Source organism: Gimesia chilikensis (genome assembly GCF_007744075.1).
GTDB lineage: Bacteria > Planctomycetota > Planctomycetia > Planctomycetales > Planctomycetaceae > Gimesia > Gimesia chilikensis_A.
Window position 1 is genome coordinate 1,380,422 of record NZ_CP036266.1, and the last position, 23,156, is coordinate 1,403,577.

12 protein-coding genes are annotated in these 23,156 nt (G+C 53.0%); 5 read left to right on the forward strand and 7 right to left on the reverse strand.

Annotation, left to right across the window (positions count from 1 at the left end):
* Positions 1–164: 164 nt before the first annotated feature.
* The 5 genes from purL to HG66A1_RS05390 form a co-directional block, all read right to left on the reverse strand.
* Positions 165–3,080 carry a phosphoribosylformylglycinamidine synthase subunit PurL gene (purL, locus tag HG66A1_RS05370; protein WP_145181194.1) on the reverse strand — a complete coding sequence of 972 codons (2,916 nt, stop codon included), beginning with the start codon at positions 3,078–3,080 and terminating at the stop codon, positions 165–167.
* Positions 3,081–3,156: 76 nt separating this feature from the next.
* Entirely contained in the window at positions 3,157–4,032 is an 876-nt protein-coding gene (locus HG66A1_RS05375) for a prephenate dehydrogenase (protein ID WP_145181195.1), read from the reverse strand.
* Positions 4,033–4,151: 119 nt separating this feature from the next.
* The gene (locus HG66A1_RS05380; protein WP_145181196.1) at positions 4,152–5,426 is read right to left on the reverse strand and encodes a PQQ-binding-like beta-propeller repeat protein; all 1,275 of its coding nucleotides are present in this window, start codon (positions 5,424–5,426) and stop codon (positions 4,152–4,154) included.
* Between the two features lie 171 nt (positions 5,427–5,597).
* A complete protein-coding gene (locus HG66A1_RS05385; protein ID WP_145181197.1) occupies positions 5,598–6,866 on the reverse strand; it encodes a DUF1501 domain-containing protein in 1,269 nt (422 codons plus the stop codon).
* A 3-nt stretch (positions 6,867–6,869) separates the two neighbouring features.
* Positions 6,870–8,507, reverse strand: coding sequence for a DUF1549 domain-containing protein (locus HG66A1_RS05390; RefSeq protein ID WP_145181198.1), 1,638 nt, complete (start codon positions 8,505–8,507; stop codon positions 6,870–6,872).
* A 230-nt stretch (positions 8,508–8,737) separates the two neighbouring features.
* Between HG66A1_RS05390 and HG66A1_RS05395 the strand changes: the two genes are divergently transcribed.
* Together HG66A1_RS05395 and HG66A1_RS05400 are read left to right on the forward strand one after the other, a co-directional pair.
* Positions 8,738–10,096: a DUF4013 domain-containing protein gene (locus tag HG66A1_RS05395; RefSeq protein ID WP_145181199.1), complete on the forward strand. Its 1,359-nt coding sequence runs from the start codon at positions 8,738–8,740 to the stop codon at positions 10,094–10,096.
* Positions 10,097–10,496: 400 nt separating this feature from the next.
* Positions 10,497–12,608, forward strand: coding sequence for an elongation factor G (locus HG66A1_RS05400; protein WP_145181200.1), 2,112 nt, complete (start codon positions 10,497–10,499; stop codon positions 12,606–12,608).
* Between the two features lie 69 nt (positions 12,609–12,677).
* Here HG66A1_RS05400 and HG66A1_RS05405 read toward each other — a convergent pair whose 3' ends face one another.
* Entirely contained in the window at positions 12,678–16,664 is a 3,987-nt protein-coding gene (locus tag HG66A1_RS05405; RefSeq protein WP_145181201.1) for a hypothetical protein, read from the reverse strand.
* A gap of 590 nt (positions 16,665–17,254) precedes the next feature.
* Between HG66A1_RS05405 and HG66A1_RS05410 the strand changes: the two genes are divergently transcribed.
* The 3 genes from HG66A1_RS05410 (at position 17,255) to HG66A1_RS05420 (ending at position 22,242) form a co-directional block, all read left to right on the forward strand.
* Positions 17,255–18,751 carry a MotA/TolQ/ExbB proton channel family protein gene (locus tag HG66A1_RS05410; protein WP_145181202.1) on the forward strand — a complete coding sequence of 499 codons (1,497 nt, stop codon included), beginning with the start codon at positions 17,255–17,257 and terminating at the stop codon, positions 18,749–18,751.
* A gap of 64 nt (positions 18,752–18,815) precedes the next feature.
* Positions 18,816–21,092 carry a hypothetical protein gene (locus HG66A1_RS05415; RefSeq protein WP_145181203.1) on the forward strand — a complete coding sequence of 759 codons (2,277 nt, stop codon included), beginning with the start codon at positions 18,816–18,818 and terminating at the stop codon, positions 21,090–21,092.
* Position 21,093: 1 nt separating this feature from the next.
* Positions 21,094–22,242 (forward strand): hypothetical protein, encoded by a 1,149-nt coding sequence (locus tag HG66A1_RS05420; protein WP_145181204.1) that lies wholly within the window; start codon positions 21,094–21,096, stop codon positions 22,240–22,242.
* Positions 22,243–22,249: 7 nt separating this feature from the next.
* Here HG66A1_RS05420 and trxA read toward each other — a convergent pair whose 3' ends face one another.
* Positions 22,250–23,113 carry a thioredoxin gene (trxA, locus tag HG66A1_RS05425; protein ID WP_145181205.1) on the reverse strand — a complete coding sequence of 288 codons (864 nt, stop codon included), beginning with the start codon at positions 23,111–23,113 and terminating at the stop codon, positions 22,250–22,252.
* Positions 23,114–23,156: the final 43 nt, after the last annotated feature.

The following is a 23,156-nucleotide window of genomic DNA, read 5'->3' on the forward strand; positions in this document are numbered from 1 at the left end:
TGGCATAAAATCCATTTTCAGACGTCTGTCGTTATTCTACTCGAACCGGCCCCCCGGGGAAGGATTATTCTGGGGGGAACCGGGAGTTCTCAGGGAAGAGGCGCGCAGGGAAAAGCAAATTTTGTTTGTAAATCAGATCAGAAAAATGTCCACTTTGAGACCGCTTAATCCCAGGCCAGTGGATTTTTCCAGGCGGACTTTAGTTCGTCCAGGCCGAGATTGATTACATTGCTTCCGGAAGTACCCTTGATCGTGAGTTGTCGATTTCCGATGACTTCCCCGATTTCCACCAGGGGCAACTCGCCAAAGCAGAGTTGCAGGGCGGCAATTTTATCCGGAGCGACCTCGATCAGAAAACGAGTGTTACTCTCAGAGAAGAGCAGGCTGGCGGTGGACAGTTCCAATGCTTCCGGTAACCGGGTTGGATCCAGTTTCATTCCGTAGCCGCCGGCAAATGCCATTTCTGCCGCTGCAACAGCCAGTCCCCCTTCGCTCAGGTCGTGACAACTGCGTACCAGCTGCTGCTGAATCGCGGAGTGCAGGGCGTTGAAGATCAGCGGGGCGTCCTCTTTATCGACCTGCGGAACTTCTCCCCCCTCCAGGTTATTGACCAGGGCATAATGGCTTCCGCCCAGTTCATCTCGGGTGGCACCTACCAGGAAGATCCGGTTGCCGGGTGACTTGAGGTCCATTGTGATCGCTCTGCTCACGTCTGGAATCTGGCCGATAGCACTGATCAACAGAGAAGGCGGAATCGCGACGGTCTCCTTTTCTCCCTTTTCATTCTCGTAGGAGAATTCGTTATACAGACTGTCTTTACCACTGATAAACGGTGAACCATAGGCGATTGAGAATTCCTGGCAGGCCAGGGCCGCGGCAACGAGACTGCCCAGGGTTTCCGGTCGGTCGGTATTACCCCAGCAGAAGTTGTCGAGGATCGCGATCTTGTTGGGATTTGCACCCACAGCGACACAGTTACGGATGGCTTCATCGATGGCCGAAGCCGCCATCCAATGTGTGCTCAGATCGCCATAACGCGGATTCATACCGCAGGAGATGACCAGCCCACGTGTTGAAGTCAGGTCCGGACGTACCACTGCGGCATCTGAAGGACCGTCGTTCTGCACGCCAACCAGAGGCTTGACCACGCTACCTGCCTGGACTTCCTGGTCGTACTGGCGAATGATCCACTCCTTGCTGCAGACATTCAGTGAACTCAGAATGGAAGTCAGGTCTTTGTTGTAGTCATCTTTCTGTGTTGGAATCAACGGGGTGAATTCCGGTGTCTTGTAGACCGCATCACGCACGATCGGCGGTCGTCCATCGTGGAGAAACTCCATCTCCAGATCTCCAACAATCTGGTCCTGGTATTTTAAAACAAGATGTTGTGTGTCTGTGAACTGACCGATGACAGAAGCTTCGACTCCTTCACCAGCGCACAGTTTCTCGAAGGCTTCCCAGTTTTCCGGGGGCACAGCCAGTACCATTCGCTCCTGGGCTTCGGAGATCCAGATTTCCGTATAGGACAGCCCGGCGTATTTGAGCGGGCACTTGTCCAGCCAGACTTCTGCACCCGTCTTTTCACCCATCTCACCGACAGCACTGCTGAAACCGCCGGCACCACAGTCGGTGATTGCGGAAAACAGCTCTTGATCGCGGGCTTCGAGGATCACGTCCATCGTCATTTTTTCTGTGATCGCGTTCCCGATCTGTACTGCACCTCCTGAGAGGGATTCGCTTTCGGAGGTCAGTTCTGCTGAGGAGAACGTGGCTCCATGAATCCCGTCTCGCCCGGTCCGGCCGCCCACTGCGACAATATAATGTCCGGGCTGTGCCTGTTGTTTGGCCGACTTGCCGACGGGCAGCATCGCGACGTTACCACAGTAAACCAGAGGATTACCCAGGTAGCGTTCATCAAAGTAGACCGCACCGTTGACCGTAGGAATTCCCATTCGGTTACCATAATCGCGGACACCCGATACCACGCCGGTAGCGACCGCCTTGGGGTGTAATACGCCTGCGGGCAGTTCATCGTAAGAGATATCCGGAGGCGCGAAACAGAAGACATCGGTATTACAGACCGGCTTACCACCCAGACCGGTACCCAGCGGATCCCGAATGACACCTCCCAGGCCCGTATTGGCGCCACCGTATGGTTCCAGGGCTGAGGGGTGATTGTGGGTTTCTACCTTGAAGCAGACGTCCTGCTTGTCGTCGAAGGTGATCACGCCTGCGTTATCGGCGAAGACACTGACGCACCAGTCTTTCTCGCCCAGTGATTTCCGAATTTCGGTTGTGGCAGCAAAGATGGTTTCTTTGAGCATGTTTTCGAAATGGATATCCCGTTCACCATCCCGGAAATGGATGCGGCCAGCGAGGGTTTTGTGCGAGCAGTGTTCGCTCCAGGTCTGGGCGACACTTTCCAGCTCAACATCGGTCGGATCTTTCTCCTGTTTGACGTAATAGTCCTTAATCGTCCGCATCTCAGCCAGATTCAGATACAGCTGGCCTTCGCGACTCAGGGTTTCCAGCTGGCTGTCGTTCATATCCCGAATGGGTACTGTGACCAGTTCGAACGTGTACTCGCTTCCCAGGCGAATACTGTCCATCAACAGGGGACCGCGGACGACATACTCGATGGCGTCATTTGAGAGAACTTTGGAAGCCATGCGATCAATCTCGTCGCTGTCTGCGTCGGAGTTGACCCAGTACTTACGACAGGTGGCGACATTCTCGATGGCAAGCCCGAGGTCAGCAATCGCATCGCGGGCACTGTTGGCCACATTGTCAGTCACGCCAGGCTTGAACATTACATTCAGCAGCGGTTCGCTCGATCCGGACTCAGTCGATTCACTGGAAAGTGTGCGAATCTCGAAAGTTTCCACCACCGGGTCAGCCAGCAGATTACGAGCAATCTGTTCGAGGCCCGCCTGATCCAGGTTTCCTTCCAGCAGAAAGGAATGAGCCGTCTGCACGGAACGAATGGAATTCGCACCCAGAACCTGACATTCCTTGAGAATCCGTGCACCTTCACGGTCAATCTGGTTCTCGGCTGGTTTAATTTCGACTTCGCAAAGCATAGTGTGTTCCGTTACAGTTGATTTGAGTCAGGGACAGGCTGAGATTGTGGATTTTTGGGATCAGACTGGTTTCCACTTACGGTGCTGAATTTAATGCATCGTGATTCTTTTTGCCATCTTCCAGCAGCTGACGCAGCTGTTTTTCGTCCTGGTTGACGATGGCCTCCCTCAATCGGGCGAGGGACTGGGTATATTTGTCGATGCTTTCAATGATGGCATCGCTGTTGCTGAGCAGGATATCAATCCAGATCGATGGGTCACCGCCGGCGATCCGGGTCGTATCGCGAAACCCGGTAGACGTAAACGGACGATTCTCTTCTGACAGAGTCATCGCCAAGGCTGAGGAAATTACATGCGGTAGATGACTGGTTTCTGCCAGGATCCGATCATGATTTTCAGGCGTGGTTTGCAGAACGTGCATCCCCAGGGCTTCCCAGAAACCTTTAACCCGCTCGATGGCCTCATCCGGTGTTTGATCATCGGGCGTCACCACACAGGGACGACCCGCAAACAGTTCGGGGTCGGCAAATTCAAATCCGGCTTTTTCAGATCCAGCCAGGGGATGTGATGCCACAAATGTGACTCCCTCAGGCAGGCTCCCATACAATTCGGAGCAGATTTTCTGCTTCGTACTGCCAACATCGGTAATTACCGTTCCCGGGCGGCTGTTTTGAGCCACGATGCGAATGAACTGGACGATATTGTTGACGGGTGTGCAGACGATCACAAGGTCGGACTGGGCTGCCGTCTCTGCGATGTTGGTTGATCCCCGATCCAGCAGTCCCGACTGCTGGGCAGCCCGCATCCTGGAAGGATTTCGTCCTGCTCCGAGAATCGTTTCCGCCAGATGTCGCTGTCGCGCTGCAGCGGCAATAGAACCTCCCAGCAGACCGACGCCAATGACGCCGATCGTTTTGAAGAGGTGCGAATTTTGAGTCGATGATTCAGTCATGCTCCGTATTGTAGAGCTCCTGAATCGGGATTTCCAGCGGTTCGAAGGTGGTATCGGGGAGCTACGTCAAAGTCGTGAGCTACGGTAAGTGATTTCACCAGAATCGCTTCGGTCTATTTCTATTTCTGCTCCGCAATTCGGTACAGATAACCGTTAGTCCGCAGGAAAATACTCCCCTCACTGACTGCCGGCGAAGCATTAAACAGGTCTTCATCAGACTTGATTTCATTCCGTGCCAGTTCAACGTACTCCGGCACCGCTTTGAGCACGACGACCCCATTGTCGCGGGTCGTGACATACAGTTTGTCATCCGCCAGAACAATTGAGGCATACAGCCGGGATTTGGTCGGCAGCCGGTTTTTATAGACGACTTCACCATTTTTCGCGTTCAGACAGAATGCAATCCCTCGATCGCTGGCCCAGTAAAGATGCCCTTCGTGGAAGACGGGTGAAGTTACGTTGGCACCGACGTTCACTTCCCAGAGCTTGTGGGTTTTTGTGACGTCTCCCCGACCACCGGGACGAACGGCAATACTGCGATTGCTGCGGCCTCCCAGGCAGTAGAGGATGCCTTCGTTTTGAACGACGACCGGAACGACATAGTCCTGAATTCCTTCACAGGTCCAGAGCTCTTTTCCGGTATCAGGATCGAAGCCCAGGATCTGGTTTTTCTGATTTACTACCAGCTCCTGCTTGCCTCCCGGTACATCGACGATAGAGGGCGTCGTCCAGGCCCGAACGATGTTCTCGGCTTTCCAGGCGACTTTCCCGGTCGCTTTCTCCAGAGCATAGACTGTCTCGCTTTCGATACTGGCATTGATGATCACGAAGTCTTTGTAGAGGATCGGCGAGGAGGCGGAACCGAATCCCGCAGTCTTATTGCCGACATCCGCTTGCCATTTGAGGTTTCCCTTCAAATCGTAAGCGACCACTCCCGAGGTACCAAAGAAGGCGTAGACGCCGGTTTCATCACAGGCGGGCGTCCCACTGGCGTATCCATGGTCCACAATCCGTTTGGTGATTTTCTGCACCTGGTTCAAGGGGGCCACTGACTGGTCCCACATGATTTTGCCATCTTCCCGATTGAATGAAATTACGTGCAGCCGCAGGTCAGCTGGGTTTCCGTCATCTTCTGCAGTCAAACCGTAATCGGTATAAGCGGTCAGAAAAATCTGGTCCCCGTAGAGAACCGGGCTGGAAGAGCCATGCCCGGGAAGTTTCGTTTTCCAGAGGATATTTTTCTCTGCACTCCATTCCGTAGGTAATCCCGTTGACTCTGAAACTCCATTCCCGGAAGGACCTCGAAATTGAGACCAGTCAGCAGCCTGGCTGACATGACTGACTGAAAGACCAAATCCAACAAAAAGAATGAGCCGGGGAAGGATACGCTGCATGATCGGATTCCATAAGAAACAGGAATGAAGGAAAGCGGCTTGATACGGGAAACAGGCATCCCTAGGGGAACTGTTCTCCTTAACAAGTTAGAATCTTTCCTGCGCACTCGCAAGCATTTTCCCTGTTTCCCGGAATTTTCTTCTCAGGCGGTAGAGTATACAAACGCAGGCTCAGACCAGCTTGGTAATCGGAGTTCCATCGCTGAGTGCCAGCGGTCGGCCGATGGGGGAAATCAATTCTTTGGTAAAGTCGATTTGAAGCTTCTGCAGAATCGTGGCGTACAGATCCTGAATGCGAACCGGTTCGGTCGGATCTTTTTCTTTTCCGGTGGGATCTGTTTCTCCGATAATTGTATCCCCTTTCAGGCCACCTCCGCCCACAATACAGGAGAATCCAGAAGGCCAGTGGTCGCGTCCGTCCAGCGGATTGATCTTGGGAGTCCGTCCGAATTCGCCGATACAAAGCACAATTGTAGAATCGAGCAGATCCCGTTCTTTGAGTTCCTTGAGCAACGTAGCGAAAGCGGGGTCGAGAATTTTTGATTGAGTCTGATGTCCGGTGTAGTTGTTTGCATGGCTGTCCCAGCCATTCAGATTGACTTCGATTGAATGCACACCCTGTTCGACGAGCCTTCGGGCGACCAGGCAACCACGTCCGAAGGGAGAGTCGCCATATGCAGCGCGGACGGCTGCAGGTTCTTTTTCAATTTCGAATGCCTGCAGTTGTTCGGAACTCATCATGGTCAGGGCACGATCGATGGTCGACTGATGCAACGTTTTTTGGGTCTGGATGGTGCGTCCTCTGCGAAATGCCTGTGAGACGACATTCAGGTTATCCAGCCGCCGTTCCTGGCGTGGATCTCCCACCCCTGATCGCATATTGCCAATATTCTTACCGGGATCGGGAACGCGAAACGCATCGAGGTGTGCCCCCAGATAACCGCCTCGAGCCGGAAACTGGGTGTTACCCATGGAAATATGTTGTGGGATTTCAAGTCCTTTGTCGGGGGCTTCGTGCGTGATGATCGCACCTAGTGCGGGGTAGACGGTCGTCGGTTCAGGGCGGTAACCGGTTTTGAGATATTTCGTACCCCGTTCGTGGTCTCCCTCTTTGGAAACCATCGACCGAATCACAGACATTCCCCCCAACTGTTCTGCGAGCAGTGGATACATATCGGAAATCTGTAAACCCGGGACAACGGTAGAGATCGCTTTCCCCGGACCGCCGATTTGAGTCCCCGGGTGTGGGTCCCATGTCTCAAGCTGACTGGGGCCGCCTCCCATCCAGAGTGTAATCACAGATTTCCGCCGTTCCGGCCCTCGCTTTTGCGCAGCCTGAAGATCAAAGCCGGGCAGCATGAAGGAGAGCGTACCTCCCAGTGCAACTTTACAGAGGTCCCGGCGACTCAGCGATTGTGAAAATAGAGGAAAGTCGAACATGGCTCAATGATTCCATGAAAATTCAGGTGAATTATACAGCGCCCAGAACAGGTCCTCGGTGACTTTTTCGCGCTGTTCCTGATTCGAGGCAGACTCATACTGTTTCAAAAAGTGCGTCAGCTCTTCTGCTGTCGGTGGTCGGGACAGGCAGACGAGGAAACAGGTTTCAATCCGCTTGTCATTCGAAATGTCCAACGACGTGATCCGACCGACGGAATTGAACGGGGATGCACTTCCGTTGTCTCTGGCAAACTGACCATTCATCCGCAACAGTGCCTGGGGAATCGTTCCCGGAAAGTCATTCAGTTCGTCACTACCCAGGTCCCCATATTCACGTACAAAATCGATTTCCGAGAAAAAGCGACGGGCCCGCATGAACAGATTCGAGTTCTGGTCGATAGTTTTCAGCGAGGACGATTGCAGCATGGAACCGATGATCTGCTCGGGACGCAGTCGGACCAGGGGGAACAGCGCCCATGCACGGGTCGCCCGTTGTATCTCTTCAGAGTCAACCATGTCTGTGGATGATGAACGTTGAAATGGTTTCGATGCCACAATAATTTGAATCAGGCGTTTGATATCGTATCCGTTTTCACGAAAGTCCTGGCCCAGAATGTCGAGCAGGTCCGGGGCTTCCTGTGTCAGATCGGTCGGAGCGGGAAGGTCATCGACGGGATCGATATAAGGTACGCCAAACAACAGACCCCAAATTCGATTGGCAGACGCACGTTCGAATCGACGGTTGTCGGGGTGTGTCACCCAGGTCGCCAGTCGCTCACGCAGTGTCCCTTCCTCAGGCAGGCACTCATTCAGGAAAGGAACCTGCGGAGCAACCGTTCGAGTTTCCAGCGTATTACGATCCTCAACTTCGTACTTCAGTTTATTGTTCTGACGCACGCCGAGAACCTGTACTTCCACCTGACCGTAAAAAGCGGTCAGACCTTCGAAATCGGTCTGCTTCCAGTGATCGAAAGGATGATCGTGACACTGGGCACAATCAATCCGCTGTCCCAGAAATGCACGCACGGTGCTGCCCGTCAGTTTGTTCCGATCCAGGTTGCCATCTGCGACTGCCGCTGTGATGAAATTGGTTTCCGGGTCGCCGGTCCAGAGCCCTTCGCCGGCAATCAATTTTCTGACCAGTTCATCATAAGGCGTATTGGCCTGAATCTGTTCGCTCAGCCAGGCTTTGAAGCGATCGCGACGAAAGACAATGAATTGTCCCTGGGCGACTCCAACAAAAGCGCGTGTGAATCGCTCGGAAAAATAATCGGCGAAGCGGCGGTCATCGAGAAGTTTTAAGGTCCAGCGCTCCAGTCGATCATCCCCTGACATCGCCTGGAATTCACGTATCTCTTCCAGGGACGGGATTGTGCCATGCAAAGCGAGAGAAAGCCGACGCATCTGTGTCAGTTCGTCTGCCACCGCCGCGGGGTCGAGCTCTCGCTCCTGCCATTCTTGTGTGAAGAATTGATCTACCTGATCGATCGTGCGGGTCAGTGAATCCTCATTCTGCAGAACGGGAATCGGTTCCGTCTTCTTCAGAGGACTGCTCGAAGCCCAGGCAACCAGGGAGATCACCAGCGCCACGACTCCCGCGGGGAGGCAGGCCAGGATCCAGTTGCGAGCGGAAGCGGGCATTTGATTGTCCTGAATGAAGAAGGTTCAAGGGGAATGGACATCCGGGAATCAGCTCCCGGGAATACCTTATCATACCAGTTGAGTCATTCGAAAGTTTCACTCATTTCTTGAAACTTCCCGCTTTTTTCCGGGTATCACTCTCTGCGTTCTGGCATCAACCAGGAGATGAATTTCTAAGCAATTTAAATAAAGCTGTTATATATTGGACTTACCAGAGGGCAGGTGGTACCTTGAAAACGCATGCAGAAACCGGGAATACCTTGAACGTTCCTGCAACGGCTCATTTCTCAGGAGGCGAAGCAGAGCAGACCGTGAGTGAACATGCGACACATGCCGGCGATTTGAACAAAAACGGACAGGGGACTTCCGCACTGACAACCCCGACCAGTGACGAAGTTGTTCAACCCGCTGCAGTCAGTCCGACCACCGAGATTGATCAGTTCTATCCCGATGAAGTGGTGGGGAATATCCCGCCATTCCCTCATCTGTTTAAACACCCGCTCAAGGCAACATTCTGGACAATTCGTATGCTGTTTGGCATCGTCTGTCTGGTTTTGTTTCTGGCCGTGATTGCTGCCATCCCTCTTGTTAACTTTATTGCCCTGGGTTACCTGCTTGATGTGGAAGGTAGAGTTGCCCGTACGGGAAAAATTCGTCTCGCTTTTCCGCTGCTGGATATCGCACCTCGACTGGGAACCATAGTGCTTGGCACCGGTCTCTGGCTGATCCCCTTGTTTCTACTCTCCGGGGCTGCCGCGGATGCTCGACTCGTTGATCCAGGGGGCACCAGCGATCAGACGCTTCATTTCATCAATCGTCTGGTTTCGATTTTTGTTGCCCTGCATCTCTGTCTGGCACTGGCCCGCGGGGGAACCTTTTCCTGCTATCTCCGCCCACTCAAGAATGCGATCTGGTTGTTCAAACAGCTTCGCGCTGGCGGGTACTGGGAACGGGCGGCGCAGAACGTTAGTGAGTTTGTCTCCTCGCTCAAACTGGGGCAGAACTTCTCACTGGGGTTGCGTGGTTTTCTGGGAGCCTTAGCCTGGCTCTTGATCCCTTCACTCATGTTTGCTTCCGCCAGTTCCCCTGAGGGAGGCAAGGGAGGTCCGGTTCTGGTCACCCTCCTGGGGGGCTTGATGCTGGTGATCGTTCTGGGTTGGCTGCCGCTCTTACAGGCTCACTTTGCTGCCGAGAATCGATTGCGGGCCATGTTTGAACTGCGGACCATCCGCAGGAAATTCAAACGGACGCCGATCGCCTGGCTGGTGGCGTTGGTCGTTGTCTATGTGCTCTCGCTTCCTCTCTACCTGTTTAAGGTGGCTGCACTCCCCCGGGATGCGATGTGGGGCATTACCCTGATCTTTGTTGCCACCATCTATCCCACAAAAATTCTGCTGGGCTGGGTCTATTACCGCGCCTCCTCCAAAACTCGAAATGCCTGGTTTGGTTGGCGCTGGTTGAGCAGGACTCTGATTCTGCCACTGCTGTCACTGTATGTCTTTCTGTTGTTCTTTACCCAGTTTATCGGCATGCATGGCAATCGAGTGTTGATGGAGCACCACGTCTTTTTGTTACCGGTTCCATTCTGACGGAATTCGGGTGACAAATTAAACTCAGTGCTGGAAGCTGCTTTCAGGGGGGCAGACGGAATTCGTTTCTGAGACACGCTTCTCGTTTAAGTCAACACGTTTTTCCGATTTCGTTCTGCGCAGTTGAATTTTCTGAAAATCTCTTCGCCTTTTGAATTCGGGGCGGATATGATTTCAGTAGCGGAATCGCGCTTGATCCGCTCGATCAACTTCCTTTTCGCTGTCATCAATCGTCGAATTGATCCGGCTTTCCAGCGGGGAATCCGGTTAAAGGATATGCAGGGGAAACGTTCTGTTTTCCCGGCACACGTTCGCATCATTTCCTGGCTAAGCGTGTTGCCTTTTATTTGGAACGGAAGACAATTGCGCCTGGCCATTTTTCGAAAAGGCAGGACGAGCGATGAACGATTATAAGGTAGACGACGTTAGGAATGTGGCACTGGTCGGCCACGGGGCTGTTGGCAAAACAACTGTAGCCGATCTTTTGCTTTTTCAATCGGGAATGACCCCCCGACTTGGGTCTGTGGATGAAGGTACCAGTTTGCTGGATACAGACGAGGAAGAAATCGATCATCGGATTTCCATCGCCTCTACCCTGGTTCACTTTGATCATGCCGGTCATCATATCAATCTGATCGATACCCCCGGCTATCCTGATTTCATTGGGCAGGTTTCCGGTGCTCTGCGTGCCGTCGAGACCGCTCTGATTCTGCTCAACGCCGGTCATGGCGTGGAAATCAATGCCCTGCGAGTTTCCCGGATGGCCCAGGAAGCAGGCATCGCCCGCATGATCGTCCTCAATAAATGTGATACAGAAAATATCGACTACGATTCACTGCTCGATTCCATCCGCGAAACATTCGGTTCCAACTGTGTTCCCATTAACCTGCCTGTGGGACTCGGGGCCGATTTTCAAGCGGTGTGTGATCTGGTTAATTTTTCCGAGCCACCTGCAGAGGGAACGCTGGGAGATCCGGAGTCAACCCGCCAGGCGCTGATCGAAGCGATTGTGGAATCGAATGAAGGGTTACTGGAACGGTTCTTTGATGGAGAAGAACTCAGTGCCCGGGAACTGTCTGCAAACATTCCCAAGGCGATGGCGGCGGGCACACTGATTCCCGTACTCTTCATGAGCGCAAAAACCGGCGTGGGTGTCAGTGAATTTATGGACGCCATGTCCAACTACACATTGTGTCCGCAGGATATTCAGCGAATGGAACAGACCAAAGATGGTCGTTCGGTGGTGATTGACCCTTCGCCGGAGCAGCCGTTTGTTGCTCAGGTGATCAAGACACGCATCGACCCCTTCATTTCCAAGATGAGCTATCTGCGAGTCTTCTCTGGAGAACTGGATAAAGACACGGCTGTGGTCAATGTCCGCACGGGGAAGCCGGTTCGAATCAATCAACTGCTTGACGTCCAGGGTGGCAAACAGGAACCCGTCGATTCTGTTTCCGTGGGCGATATTTTTGCGGTAGCCAAAGTTGATGACCTGCAGCCGGGAGATACCCTTACCGCTGATGCGAATGGAGACGGTCTTTCACTGCCGGAAATCAAGTACCCCCATCCGGTAGTCGGGTTAGCTGTGGAGCCTAAAAGCCAGAATGACCAGCAGAAGATTTCCGGTGCACTGCACAAACTGGAAGAAGAAGACCAGACCTTCCATGTGATCCACGATGAAGAGACACATGAAATGGTAATGCAGGGAATGAGCGAACTGCATCTGAAAATCATGCAGGAGAAACTGCTGCATCGTGATAAAGTGGAAGTGCTGACACACCAGCCCAAGGTCCCTTATCGCGAAACGATCATGGCGAGCGCTGAGGGTAGTTACCGACACAAGAAACAGTCGGGAGGTGCAGGGCAGTTTGCCGAAGTACACCTGCGGGTCTCACCTATGCCTGCCGGCGTTGATCCTGAAACCTATTTCACGAAAGAAAACTTCGACCATCTGCGCAGTTATCAATACGATCCGGATTTGAACTTTGCTTTTGTCGATCGGATTTCAGGTGGCTCGATTCCCAATCAGTTCATCCCGGCGGTCGAGAAAGGAGTTCGCGAGCGGATGAAGCAGGGGGTGATCGCAGGCTGTCAGATTCAGGATCTGATCTGCGAGGTATACTTTGGAAAAGATCATCCAGTCGACAGTAACGAAACCGCATTTAAAATTGCGGGGAGCAAGTGCTTCTCGGAACTCTTTGGAAAAGCACGTCCGGCACTGATGGAACCGATCGTTAAGATTGAAATTCTGGTTCCCGAAGAATGCGTCGGCGATATCAGCAGTGATCTTTCCAGTCGACGGGGACGTATGGAAGGCATGCAGGTCTCTCCAGGAGGCTACGAAATCATTCAGGCGCGTGTCCCTCTGGCTGAAATTATGACCTATGCCCGTACGCTTTCCAGTCTCTCCGGAGGCCGGGGAACCTATGACATTGAACTGAGTCACTACGAAATGATTCCGCCCAACGAGCAATCCAAGGTGATTGAGATTCTTAACCAGGCCAGAGAATGATCTGATCTGTCAACGAGTCACGATGGTGGAAAAGCACCAGCGAAAGCGTGTACTCCCTTTTGCTGGTGCTTATTTTTTACGCTTTCGTTCCCGTCCCAGGGGCTGGTTCCAGAGCTTTAACTGCTTCTTGATGTCGTCAAGGGACATCGGGACGGGAGAGAGTTTGATCTGTGTTTCCAGGTCGTAATGCTCGCTGGTGATTTTTTCATCCAGACGATCAATTTCATCTTCGAGGTTACGCATCCAGTCCGGCACATCAATACCAGAGCCGATGGTTGATGCCAGATAGCGTTCGATCTCTTCCTGTAGAATCGAGAAGGTAGCGGAATCTTCATTGCCGTTGCGGGCATCTTTCATCGCCCGGGGAACGAGGGCCATCATCCGGTTGACTGACAACGGTTTGACGAATCGTTCATTCAGATGATCCGAAATCAGCGGCAGATTGATTTTGTATTCCGCTTCGGTCTGCTTGAGTTTTTTCAAATGCTTTTTAGCCATCTCTTCGGAGGTGGCTTCGAAGACTGCTTCCCAGATCAGGGCTGATTCATTGCGATCCTGCTGAGCCAGAACCTTGTGGGCAATCAGCAGTGGGACCATCTTCCAGTCGTCCCGTTCGTAGGCTGCTTCGATCCGCAGGAAGTCGAGCAGGCAGTAGAACATTTCGCCGTAGTCTGATTGGGTGGTGGTACTGTTGTACTCCACAAACCGATCAAATTTATCGACCACCGATTCAAAGATGACTTTGAGGTTGGTGACCGCTTCATCCATCTCGATGCTGCCTTCTTCGAGATCGGTGAGCAGCGTCATAGGATGGGCTGGATCCTGGTACTCGGCCAGATAATTCAGGTATTGTTCGATTCCATTATGCAGGATCGTACGCAGATTACCCAGGGTCAGGTACTGGGCGTGAAACAGGTCCGCTCCATACTGCTTGATAAAGCTTTTGACTTCCTGCCAGATATACTCCTGGTTCAGTGCTTCCGCGCTGGATAACCGCATGGTACGACTGTGCTTGAGCCATTGTTCCCGATATTTATTCACCAGTTTTTCAGCGATATCAATCAGCTTCTCGTCATCAAGTTGCTCGGATTCCCAGTCACGCGAGGAAGCAATGATGGCCACCAGAGAGCTTTTGAGAGCGGTGCGGAACAGGCGGTCGAACTCACTGACAGCAATGCCTTCAGGACGCGCACTGCGTTCCATCCGGTACGCGGTCTTCAGCAACTGCCAGGTTTCGCGGAGCAGTCCCAAGCCGGGAAGCTGTGTTAACAGGAATCGCAAAATCATCTGTAACGAGCGAACTTTGAGTACGGTGTTGGGCCTGCCTCCCTGATCGATGGGCGTATAGAGCAGAGGTGTTTCCGCGATATTGCTTAAGAAAGCGGGGAACTCTTTCCGCACCAGTTCGATGTCGCGGGTCAGCACACCACGATAGACGGGTACCAGCAGGCGTTCGTTTTCGGAAAGTTCTTTTTCTGCTTCCGATTCCGGCAGGGTCGCCAGCAGCATCAATCGAGCAGAACGACAATTGACAGTCGTGATGATGATGGCATGCATCAGGTAGAATTTGGTCTGCAACTGCAGATCGTATTCGATATTGGAATCGTGGTCGCCACTCGGCTTAGGTAGCTGGTAGCTCCAGATGGAATTGAGGAGCACTACCAGTTCCTGCTGCAGATTTTCGGTATGCTGGATCCAGCCTTCTATCGACTCGCGCGTTTCGGCGTCAAATTCCGTGTCGGCCTCCGGGTGAGTGACGTGTGAGAGTTCAGTCTCTGCGAAATATGCTGCCGACAACTGCCAGAGTTGTGAGAGTGTATTCAGGAACTTAAGACGAGGTTCGAGCAGGCGGTTGATCGATTCGATTTCGGAGTTGTTGGGTGAGTACCCGGAATCCATCATCTCACCCTGCACCCCATCGTCGGCGCTGTCGCGAAAGGTGACGTCTTCATAAGCCGCACCGAACAACTCGTCTTCTTCAGCCGGCTCTTCGGGATCCATGTCAAACGGATCCTCGATTGCTTTTTCTGGAACAGGCAGCACGGAATCGAAATGAGGGACCGACCAGTAGTCAGCGGCATTGGCTTCGAGGTAATCGAACATTTTGCGGATAGACTGTCCATTGCCGGATCCGGATTGAATATTCGCAGTTAACTGTCGCATCCACTGCAGTAGGACGGAGTGAATCGAGTAAGGACCCGATTCCAGACCTGTCTGGTCGACCTGGCTTAGCCACTGCATGATCAGACCGATGGCCGCCACATGATCCTGTTTCTGCAGCAAGGCATCGACAGTCAGGGCATAGGCTTTTGCCGATTCAAATCGGTCGACATGCTGTCGCCAGAAAGAAATATCACCGACCGCCTCGCCGCCGTTCTTCCACTCAGTAAGAATCTGTGAGACATGCGCCGCTGATTCAAACGAGTCCTGACCATTCACGTGGGGAAGATCCTCCACGGTGGTCGTTGCGTAACGATCCCATTTTTCAGCCAGCTTCTGGAAACGCTCAGAAATTTCCAGTTTGAGCCGGTCGTTCCCCTGTGCAGCAGCTTCACTCAGTGTGGCCGAGTAAGCGGAGAATGTTTCTTCCATCAGTTCCAGCAGAACTTCGCTCCGCTGATCGGGAATACTGTCCTCTCGGGAAATGAACAGGGGGAACAGCCCCTGGAATCCCAGAATGTTCCAGGGATCGATCAGGGCACCACATTCGATCCCTCTAGTGAGATGATCTTCGATCTCGGGGATCAGCTTCCAGGCTGCTTCCAGTTCGTTTCGTTCCAGGTGCAACTGGACCATGGTAATCCGCCATTGGATTTCACATTCGAAGCGGACCGAGGTGCAGGGGATGACGCCGGCTTCACAGCGGGCAGCACGCGAAAAACCCATCCGCGCATAGATGCGGGATAACTGGCGATGCTGAACCTGCTGGGCGCCGTAGCGTGCCAGATGCAGATTGAGATAGTGCCGGATGTGTCCGAAAGGCTGCTGAGACTGCTGTGCTTCTTTCAATAAGCGTTCCGCCCGGGAACCTGTCGCAGAGGCCAGCAGACGGTTGTAATAATCATCCCGCTGGCGAGCGACTTTAGGGAGCAAGGAGGTCAGGCTGATATCACTGGCGTGGGTATCAGGTCCGGAACCACTGATCGAAGACGCCATCAGCATGGTGCCACTCAAGACAGCTGCTGCATCCTGCAGTCGTTCCTGCAGCGGGATCTCTTTGTGTTCATCAATCCAGGCCAGCAGGGAATCGAGGATCAGTCTGCGGATGACAAACCGTCGGTAATAGCCCTGGTTGTCAATGATGTGCGGATCCCATTCCCCGAACATGTAGTTGGTGCGTTTGTTGACCGGGTGCAGGTGATCGTGTGCCCGGAGATCGATGGCGATCTCGTCCATTTTTTCCAGATTGAAATGTGCCTGATGCAGCAGATCTTCGGGAGTCGTTTCCAGGGTCTTGATCGTCTGTTCGATGAGACGCTGGTAATTTCCACAGGCGACTCCACTGCCACGAAAAAAGACCGGCATCGGGCGAAATTTTTCGTGTGAATAGACCTGCATCTGTCGACCATTTTCCAGAACGGCGACCGGCCGAAAACCGACGAAGTCATTCAGCTTATCGATGGCAGCGGTGACTAGTTCCTGGTCGGTATCCCAGCGACCGGTCTGTTCGAGCAGAGCTTCAAACATGACGGCGAGGAAGTAAGGCTGCAGGAACTCTTTTCGGCAGATATGGAACAGCAGGTCCCGGTGATGGGTGGTGTATTGCGGCAGGCATTCCTCAAATGCAATTTTGAGGACTTTCTCTGCCTGATCGATGGACTGAAATGCCGGGGTCGTCCCTTTGAGTTCATGTAAGTGAGTGCGCAGCAACGACTCCAGCAATGCAGAATCACGCTGAAGGTCCAGTTCAGCAAAGAGCTGATTCCAGTTGAAGCGAAACTTGGGATCTGGCTTTCCGTTAGAGAAATTCAAATAGCCCAGAATCTCTCGAATAATATGTTTATCGACGGCGGGCAGAGTCTCCAGACCCTGCTTTGGATGGCGCGGTACTGTCATATTGGTAAACGTTAATATAGAAATCAGATTCTTAAATTTGCTGGTGTTGGATTTCGCTCAACAGCAGTAAAACAGTCTATTTCCTGAATGAACAGTCCAAACGGAATGAATCCCCGAATCAATTATGCATTTTCCGATCTGGCAGTCAAAAGTTCGATCTCTCTGTCTTGATTAACTGCTTTTCTGGCAGCAGTTTAATGTACCGACTCCCCATTGAAATCGCCAGCTGGTATCTCTGAATCAGGGCACTGCTCACCTGATCATTTAAGATTCCTGCCTGCTTCTCCCGCTGGAGAGCAACTTTTCTTCAACTCGTATGTCAGAATATGACGATTATAACGAATGTGCGTATTTCTCAAACGAGCCTTAATTGTGTGCCTTTCAGGCGCTGGTATCAAGGCTGACAGGAGTCGGCAGCCGGCGTTGAGGGGTTTTCTTACCAGAAACAGGGCACAAAACACGGGAATTTATCCAGGCAGATCAGGAGAACGGATTCTCAAAAAGTCTTTCATTTCTTGAGTTTCCTGCAATCTAACCTGAAGTCTGGAGTCACCGGTGTGAACTGTGTCTTCAAGGAAGTGAAAAGTCAGATGGAACACTTGGATTCGATGCCCGATGGTCAGCCGACACTGCCAGAAGCTCAAACAGAAGATCACTTTTTGAACTGGTCCAAGGCGGTCTTGAAGTCTCCTCTCTTCTGGGGAGCCGCTGCTACATTCGGGTTTTATGCCCTGATTCCCCATCTACCCCTGTATCGCGACCTGGTAGATCGCTACTTCTGTAGCCACCCGCTCGAGTACGCCACTGCCGCGCTGTTCTTTATCGGGATGGCCATCATTGGTGTGAAGGGCATGGGCATGTTCGTCCAGAAGAAATCCCTCACCGAAACTCAGATCGACTGGGACACTATAGGCGAGATTGAGAACCTGCACGAGCGGATTGATGTCTTTGAAGAACAGGTGCAGTCACAGCCCTCGTGGCTCAGTGAGACCTATTTGGGCAAACGACTGCTGGATACGGTTTCGTTTGTGAAAAGCCGCCGGTCAGTGCAGGACCTGGATGAGCATCTCAAGTATCTGGCCGAGCTGGCTGCCGAGCAACTCCATGCCAGCTACTCACTCATTCGTACAATTACCTGGGCCGTACCTATCATCGGCTTTTTGGGTACCGTAATCGGGATTACCATCGCGATTGCCAACGTGACCCCCGATCAGCTGGATACTTCACTCTCTGAAGTGACCGGTGGTCTGGCTGTCGCCTTTGATACCACAGCTCTGGCTTTGGGGCTGTCGCTGGTTCTCGTGTTCTCCACCTTCATCGTGGAACGTATGGAACAAAAACAGCTCGAGCAGATCGAATTATTTGGAATCGAACATATTGCATCCTGTCTGAGTGAATCGGAACGTGTCGTCAGTCCGCTGGAATCTGCCGAAATTGAAGCGGCACAGCAACTCGTTTCGCGGACCGAAGAAATGATTCAGCGTCAGACCGATCTCTGGCAACAGAACCTGGAGGGGCTCCGCGGACGCTGGGCCGAAATGATGGATCGGCAGCAGTCGTCCTTTGACCAGACATTGCAGGACGGCATGTCCAGCACGCTGGGTAACCATGCGGTCCAACTGGAAGAATTTCGGAGCGAATTTCTGAACGCGTATCAGTCTACGACTGAGCAGATCGAACTCATGCTCAATCGCTGGCAAAACAAGCAGGAAGAGTCGAACAGTCAGTTCTCAACTCATCTGGCTCAGATCTGGAACGAAGTTCATGAAGACGTCATTTCAGCCCAGACGCGGCAGACCACACAAATCGAGGAAGCGACGCGGGATATCGCTGATGAAATCCGTATCTGGAATCAGCAGATGAAGGACTCGGCCGAAGTCTCGACCCTGCAGATCCAGGCACTGAATAACCAGAGTGAGCACCTGCTGAAAATCGTCGATCAGGAAGAGCATTTGATCGGATTACAGAAACGTCTCACCGAGAATCTGGATGCAATTCGTGCCGCCGAAACGTTTGAAGAAACTCTGCACAGCCTGAGCGCTGCTGTCCATCTGCTGACGGCCCGTTCCGGTCGTAACGCCGCCTGATTGTCACTGCGTCTCACTTGAGTCTTTCGTTTTTCCTCTGAGCAGATAAGTTCCGGTTTCATTCATGAGTAGAAAAGGCAACGAAGCACGTTCGGTATCGCTGTTTCCCTTTCTGGCGGTACTCATCTGTGCGATGGGAGCATTGATCTTCCTGCTGGTTGTCACCACGCGCCGAATTCGACACCAGGCGGTCCTGCAGGTACAGCAGGTGGTGATTGAAGAAACCGTGGAAGATGATCTCTTTCCACCGATTCTGTTTGGAGCAGAAGAAGCAGAACCGGTGCAGGCTCCTCCCGTGGTGATGATACCTGAGCCCGAGGTCAAAGAGCCGGAACCAGAACCTGAGCCAAAAATCATCAATCTGGCAGCCGATAAAGAGGCTCGCTTGAGAGCGCTGCAGTTACAGAAGGCGAAAAAACTGGCTGCACTAAAAGATCAGAATCTGATGCTGGTTCGCCTGAAGAACGAATTGAGTCAGTCCGAAAGTCAGCTCAATGAAACGCAAAAACAGTTTCAGTCACTGCAGTCAAAAGACAAAGAACTCGACCAGAACCTGGCTAAGCTGAAAGAGCAGAAGGCGCGTGTGGCAGAAATGCTGCAGGAAGAGCTGAATTCACTGGCAAAGAAAAAACAGTCACAAAAATCGGCTCGCAGTAAATATTCAATCGTTCCATATGACGGAAGAACCGGTACAGCCAAACGCCCCATTCTGATTGAATGTACGGATGAAGGGCTGACCTTCCAGCCCGAAGGCATCACTTTGACTCCGGACGATCTGCAGGACTTCACGCCGGGGCACAATCCACTACTCTCGGGAACTCAGGCACTGTTTCGCTACTGGAGTGGTAAAGATCGGAATTCAGGTCAGGAACCTTATGTTCTGATTCTGGTTCGTCCCAGTGGTAGCGTCGGTTACTATGTGGCCCGTAAGCTGCTGGGTAACCTGGATCTGGACTCTGGATACGAATTGATTGATGCTGACTGGGAACTGGCATTGCCCAAACAGGACCCAGTTGCGAAAGAGGTCTGCCAGGATGCGATCGATCGTGTGTTGAGTGGACGCAGGCAACTGGTCTCCCAGTTGAATCAAAAACAGACTGCCAGTCCCCAGGAGCGTCGACTGCAGTTTGATGCTCGTACCGGAATGGTCCGTGTAATCGAACCGGAAGAAGGACTGGGAACCGGTCAGGGAACCGAAAAATCAGCCGTGGGGGGGGCGGGGTCGGGAGATGGTAAATCACATTTCAGTGATGTTCTGACACCGCGACAGCAAATGGCGCGCGCCGAGTATCTCCGTAAAGTCGCCAACCAGCCAAACATCGTCTACAAAGAAGGCTTTGATGATGGAGACAGTGCACAGGGTGAGCGTGGCACAGGCTCTAAGCTGGAACGTGTCACCGGGAGAGGCACCTCCACCGGGAAAAGAGGACTGCCCGGAAGTCTGGAAGGAGCCGAAGTCTACGATCTGGATGAACTTAAACGCGGACCTGGCAGTGGTTTTGGCGAAGATGGTGGTTTGAAGCGGGCCAAGGTTATGGGCCGTGATCAACTGCGGGAAATGGCCGAGCAGCATCTGGTTGAACTGAAAAAATTACAGGGCCAGGGAGCATCGGGAAAACCAGGTCAATCCGGAGATCAACGAACACCGGGTGACCAGCAACTGGCAGGCAGCGCGGCCAGTGGTTCGACGAGTTCTGGCCAGAGAGTAATCGAAAATCCGTACCTGAAAAAACAGGGGAGTCGGGAGGGAACCGCAGAGTCTGGCCAGACAGTCGCCGGACAGCAGGGCATGCGGTCTTCGGAATCGACTCCGGGATCCTCTGCAAATCCCTCCTCGTCGAACGCATCTTCCCAATCCAGCAATCCATTCCAGAGTTCTGCATCCGGTTCCTCGGCAGCAGGAGCGGGGAACGCGAATTCAGTTTCGCTGAGCCGCAGTCGCTCAGCACAGGCTGAGAGCGAATCCTCAATAAACCGTCAATGGGGCCCGCCTCAGTCCCGTTCAGGTATTGGATTTGAAAGGGAAATCAGTATTCAGATCGGTTCAGATCGCATCATTGTCGGAGATGAAAAACAGCTGCAACTCGATCCGGGCATGTCACCGCAACGCCTACAGGCGTCGCTGTTCGCAGTCATGGATCAGTACGTGCAATCCTGGGGACCTGCTCCTAAAGGTTTCTACTGGGTGCCTTCACTGCAGTTTACAATCAGTCCTGGTGGGAACCAGTACTACGAACGGATAAAATCATCCGCCCAGAAAATGGGACTTGAGACCGAGGCACAGTATACGCTCGAGCCTTTACCGGCTGGTCCTGCTGCCTCAACGGGAAAGGAGCAGTAATATGAGCCGCCGCACACCTCAGGGAGAAGCCGGATTTGGTTCAGATTCCTTTCTGGATATCGTCGCGAACATTGTCGGGATTCTGATTATTCTGATCGTGATCGCTGGCGTCCGGATGAGCCAGGCACCGGTAACCATCGCGAATACCGAAGTCAAACCACCTGCAGCGCCTACTGTGATTGATGCCGATCTCGATGCCTTTCCTCCAGAGTTGGAAGCACCTCCTCTGCCTGCCCCCGTGGTGATATTGCCGGATCCGGAACCGGAAAAGCTGGTGCCGAAAGAACCGAAGATCATCTATCAACACCCCTCCGCAGAATTGCTGGCACAACTTGAAGCAGCGGAAGCCGAACTCTCTCGCCTGGATCGTGTTATGCAGGAACGGTCATCGGGAGCTCAGGATCTGCAGTCACGTAAGCAGGCCGTTCGAGGTCAGGTCCAGTCGATGTTGTCCGAGATCAATCACAAGAGCAGTCGACTGGAACAGGAGTATCGACAGTTGCTTAGTCTCGTCGATGAAACGAAGGCGGCACGTCAGCAACTGGAGCACGTGGTCGCCAAAGCACGCGAAGTCTCTGAACCACGTGAGCAGGTGAAAGAGCTGAAGCACCGCCTCACTCCCGTCAGTCAGCTGGTGACGGATAAGGAATGGCACTTCCTGCTTTCAGAAAACCGCGTTTCTTATGTGCCCATCAATGAACTGCTGCTGGAGTTGAAACACGAGGTCATGAAGCGAGGCAGCTGGCTGGCCAAGTACCGTGAGCATCATGGCAAAGTCGGGCCCGTCCAGGGATACACCATGAATTATGTTGTCGAGCGACAACCCCTTTCTGCGCTGGACCAGTTACGGACCGGTGGCACGGGCGGATTTCGAGTCGGGGTCACCAAGTGGGAGATCGGTCGCAGCGATGATGTATCCGGCGAAGTTCAAGAGACTGCATTACGGCCTCAATCACAGTTCTCCCGGGCGTTGACTGAAATCGGGACCGGTTCGACGGTTACCTTCTGGGTTTACCCGGACAGCTTCGAACTCTATCGAGAGCTGCAGAAATATGCCCATTCACTCGGATACCAGGTAGCGGGCAGGCCGCTGCCTTTTGGGGTACCCATTGCGGGGTCACCTGCCGGAACTCGCTCTGCAGGACAGTAAGCCACATTTAATAGAGCAGAGTCGCCAGCTTGCGACGGTACGCGCTGGTCAGGGCTGACTGTGGCCCCAGCAGATCGAAGATTCGCAACATTGTGGCTTTGGCTTCTACGCCTGCTCCCGCTTTATCTTCCGCGATGATCGCCAGACAGATTTCCAGGGCTTCTTCATGTTTGTTGGAAATCGCCAGGGCGTCTGCTAAGGCGATTTTGAGGTCAGCATTATCGGGATCTGCCTCCAATGCTTTACGAGCCTCTTCCACCCCACCCGCTTCATCCGCGGCTGCCTGAAGTTCGAGCTGCGATTTAATCTGCTCTGCTTCGGGCTCTAGAAACCCACGAGCTTCCAGTTCTTCAATGATCTGGCCGCATTCATCGAAGCGGGACAACTTTACCAGCACAGCTGCCAGTCGCAGTTTGATGGTATCGTTTTTCGGATCGAGTTCTGCTGCTTCACGGTACTTGCCTTCCGCGGCCGCTGGATCGGTCTCTTCGAGGATCTGACCTTCCTGCAGCAACATATCAATGGGAGAAGGCACCAGTTGCGTTACCCATTCCCTCAGCGACTCTTCGGGCAGGATCCCCTGGAAATGATCGACGGGCTGCCCGTTCAGGAAGGCGACCACAGTCGGAATCGATTGCACGCGGAATGCGGCCGCCAGTCCCTGTTGTTCGTCGATATTGATTTTCGCCAACTGGACTTTGCCCTGGAATTCGTTGATCACGTTTTCCAGCATAGGAGCCAGCTGCTGACACGGACCGCACCAGGGAGCCCAGAAATCGATGATGATCGGCATCTGTTGTGACTTCTGCAGGACTTCGGTTTCGAAGTTCTCTTCGGTGACATCAATGATCCAGGGTGCATTGGCTGACATGATATGTTTCCTTATCTGAGACTCCCAGGAGGGGAAACTCTGT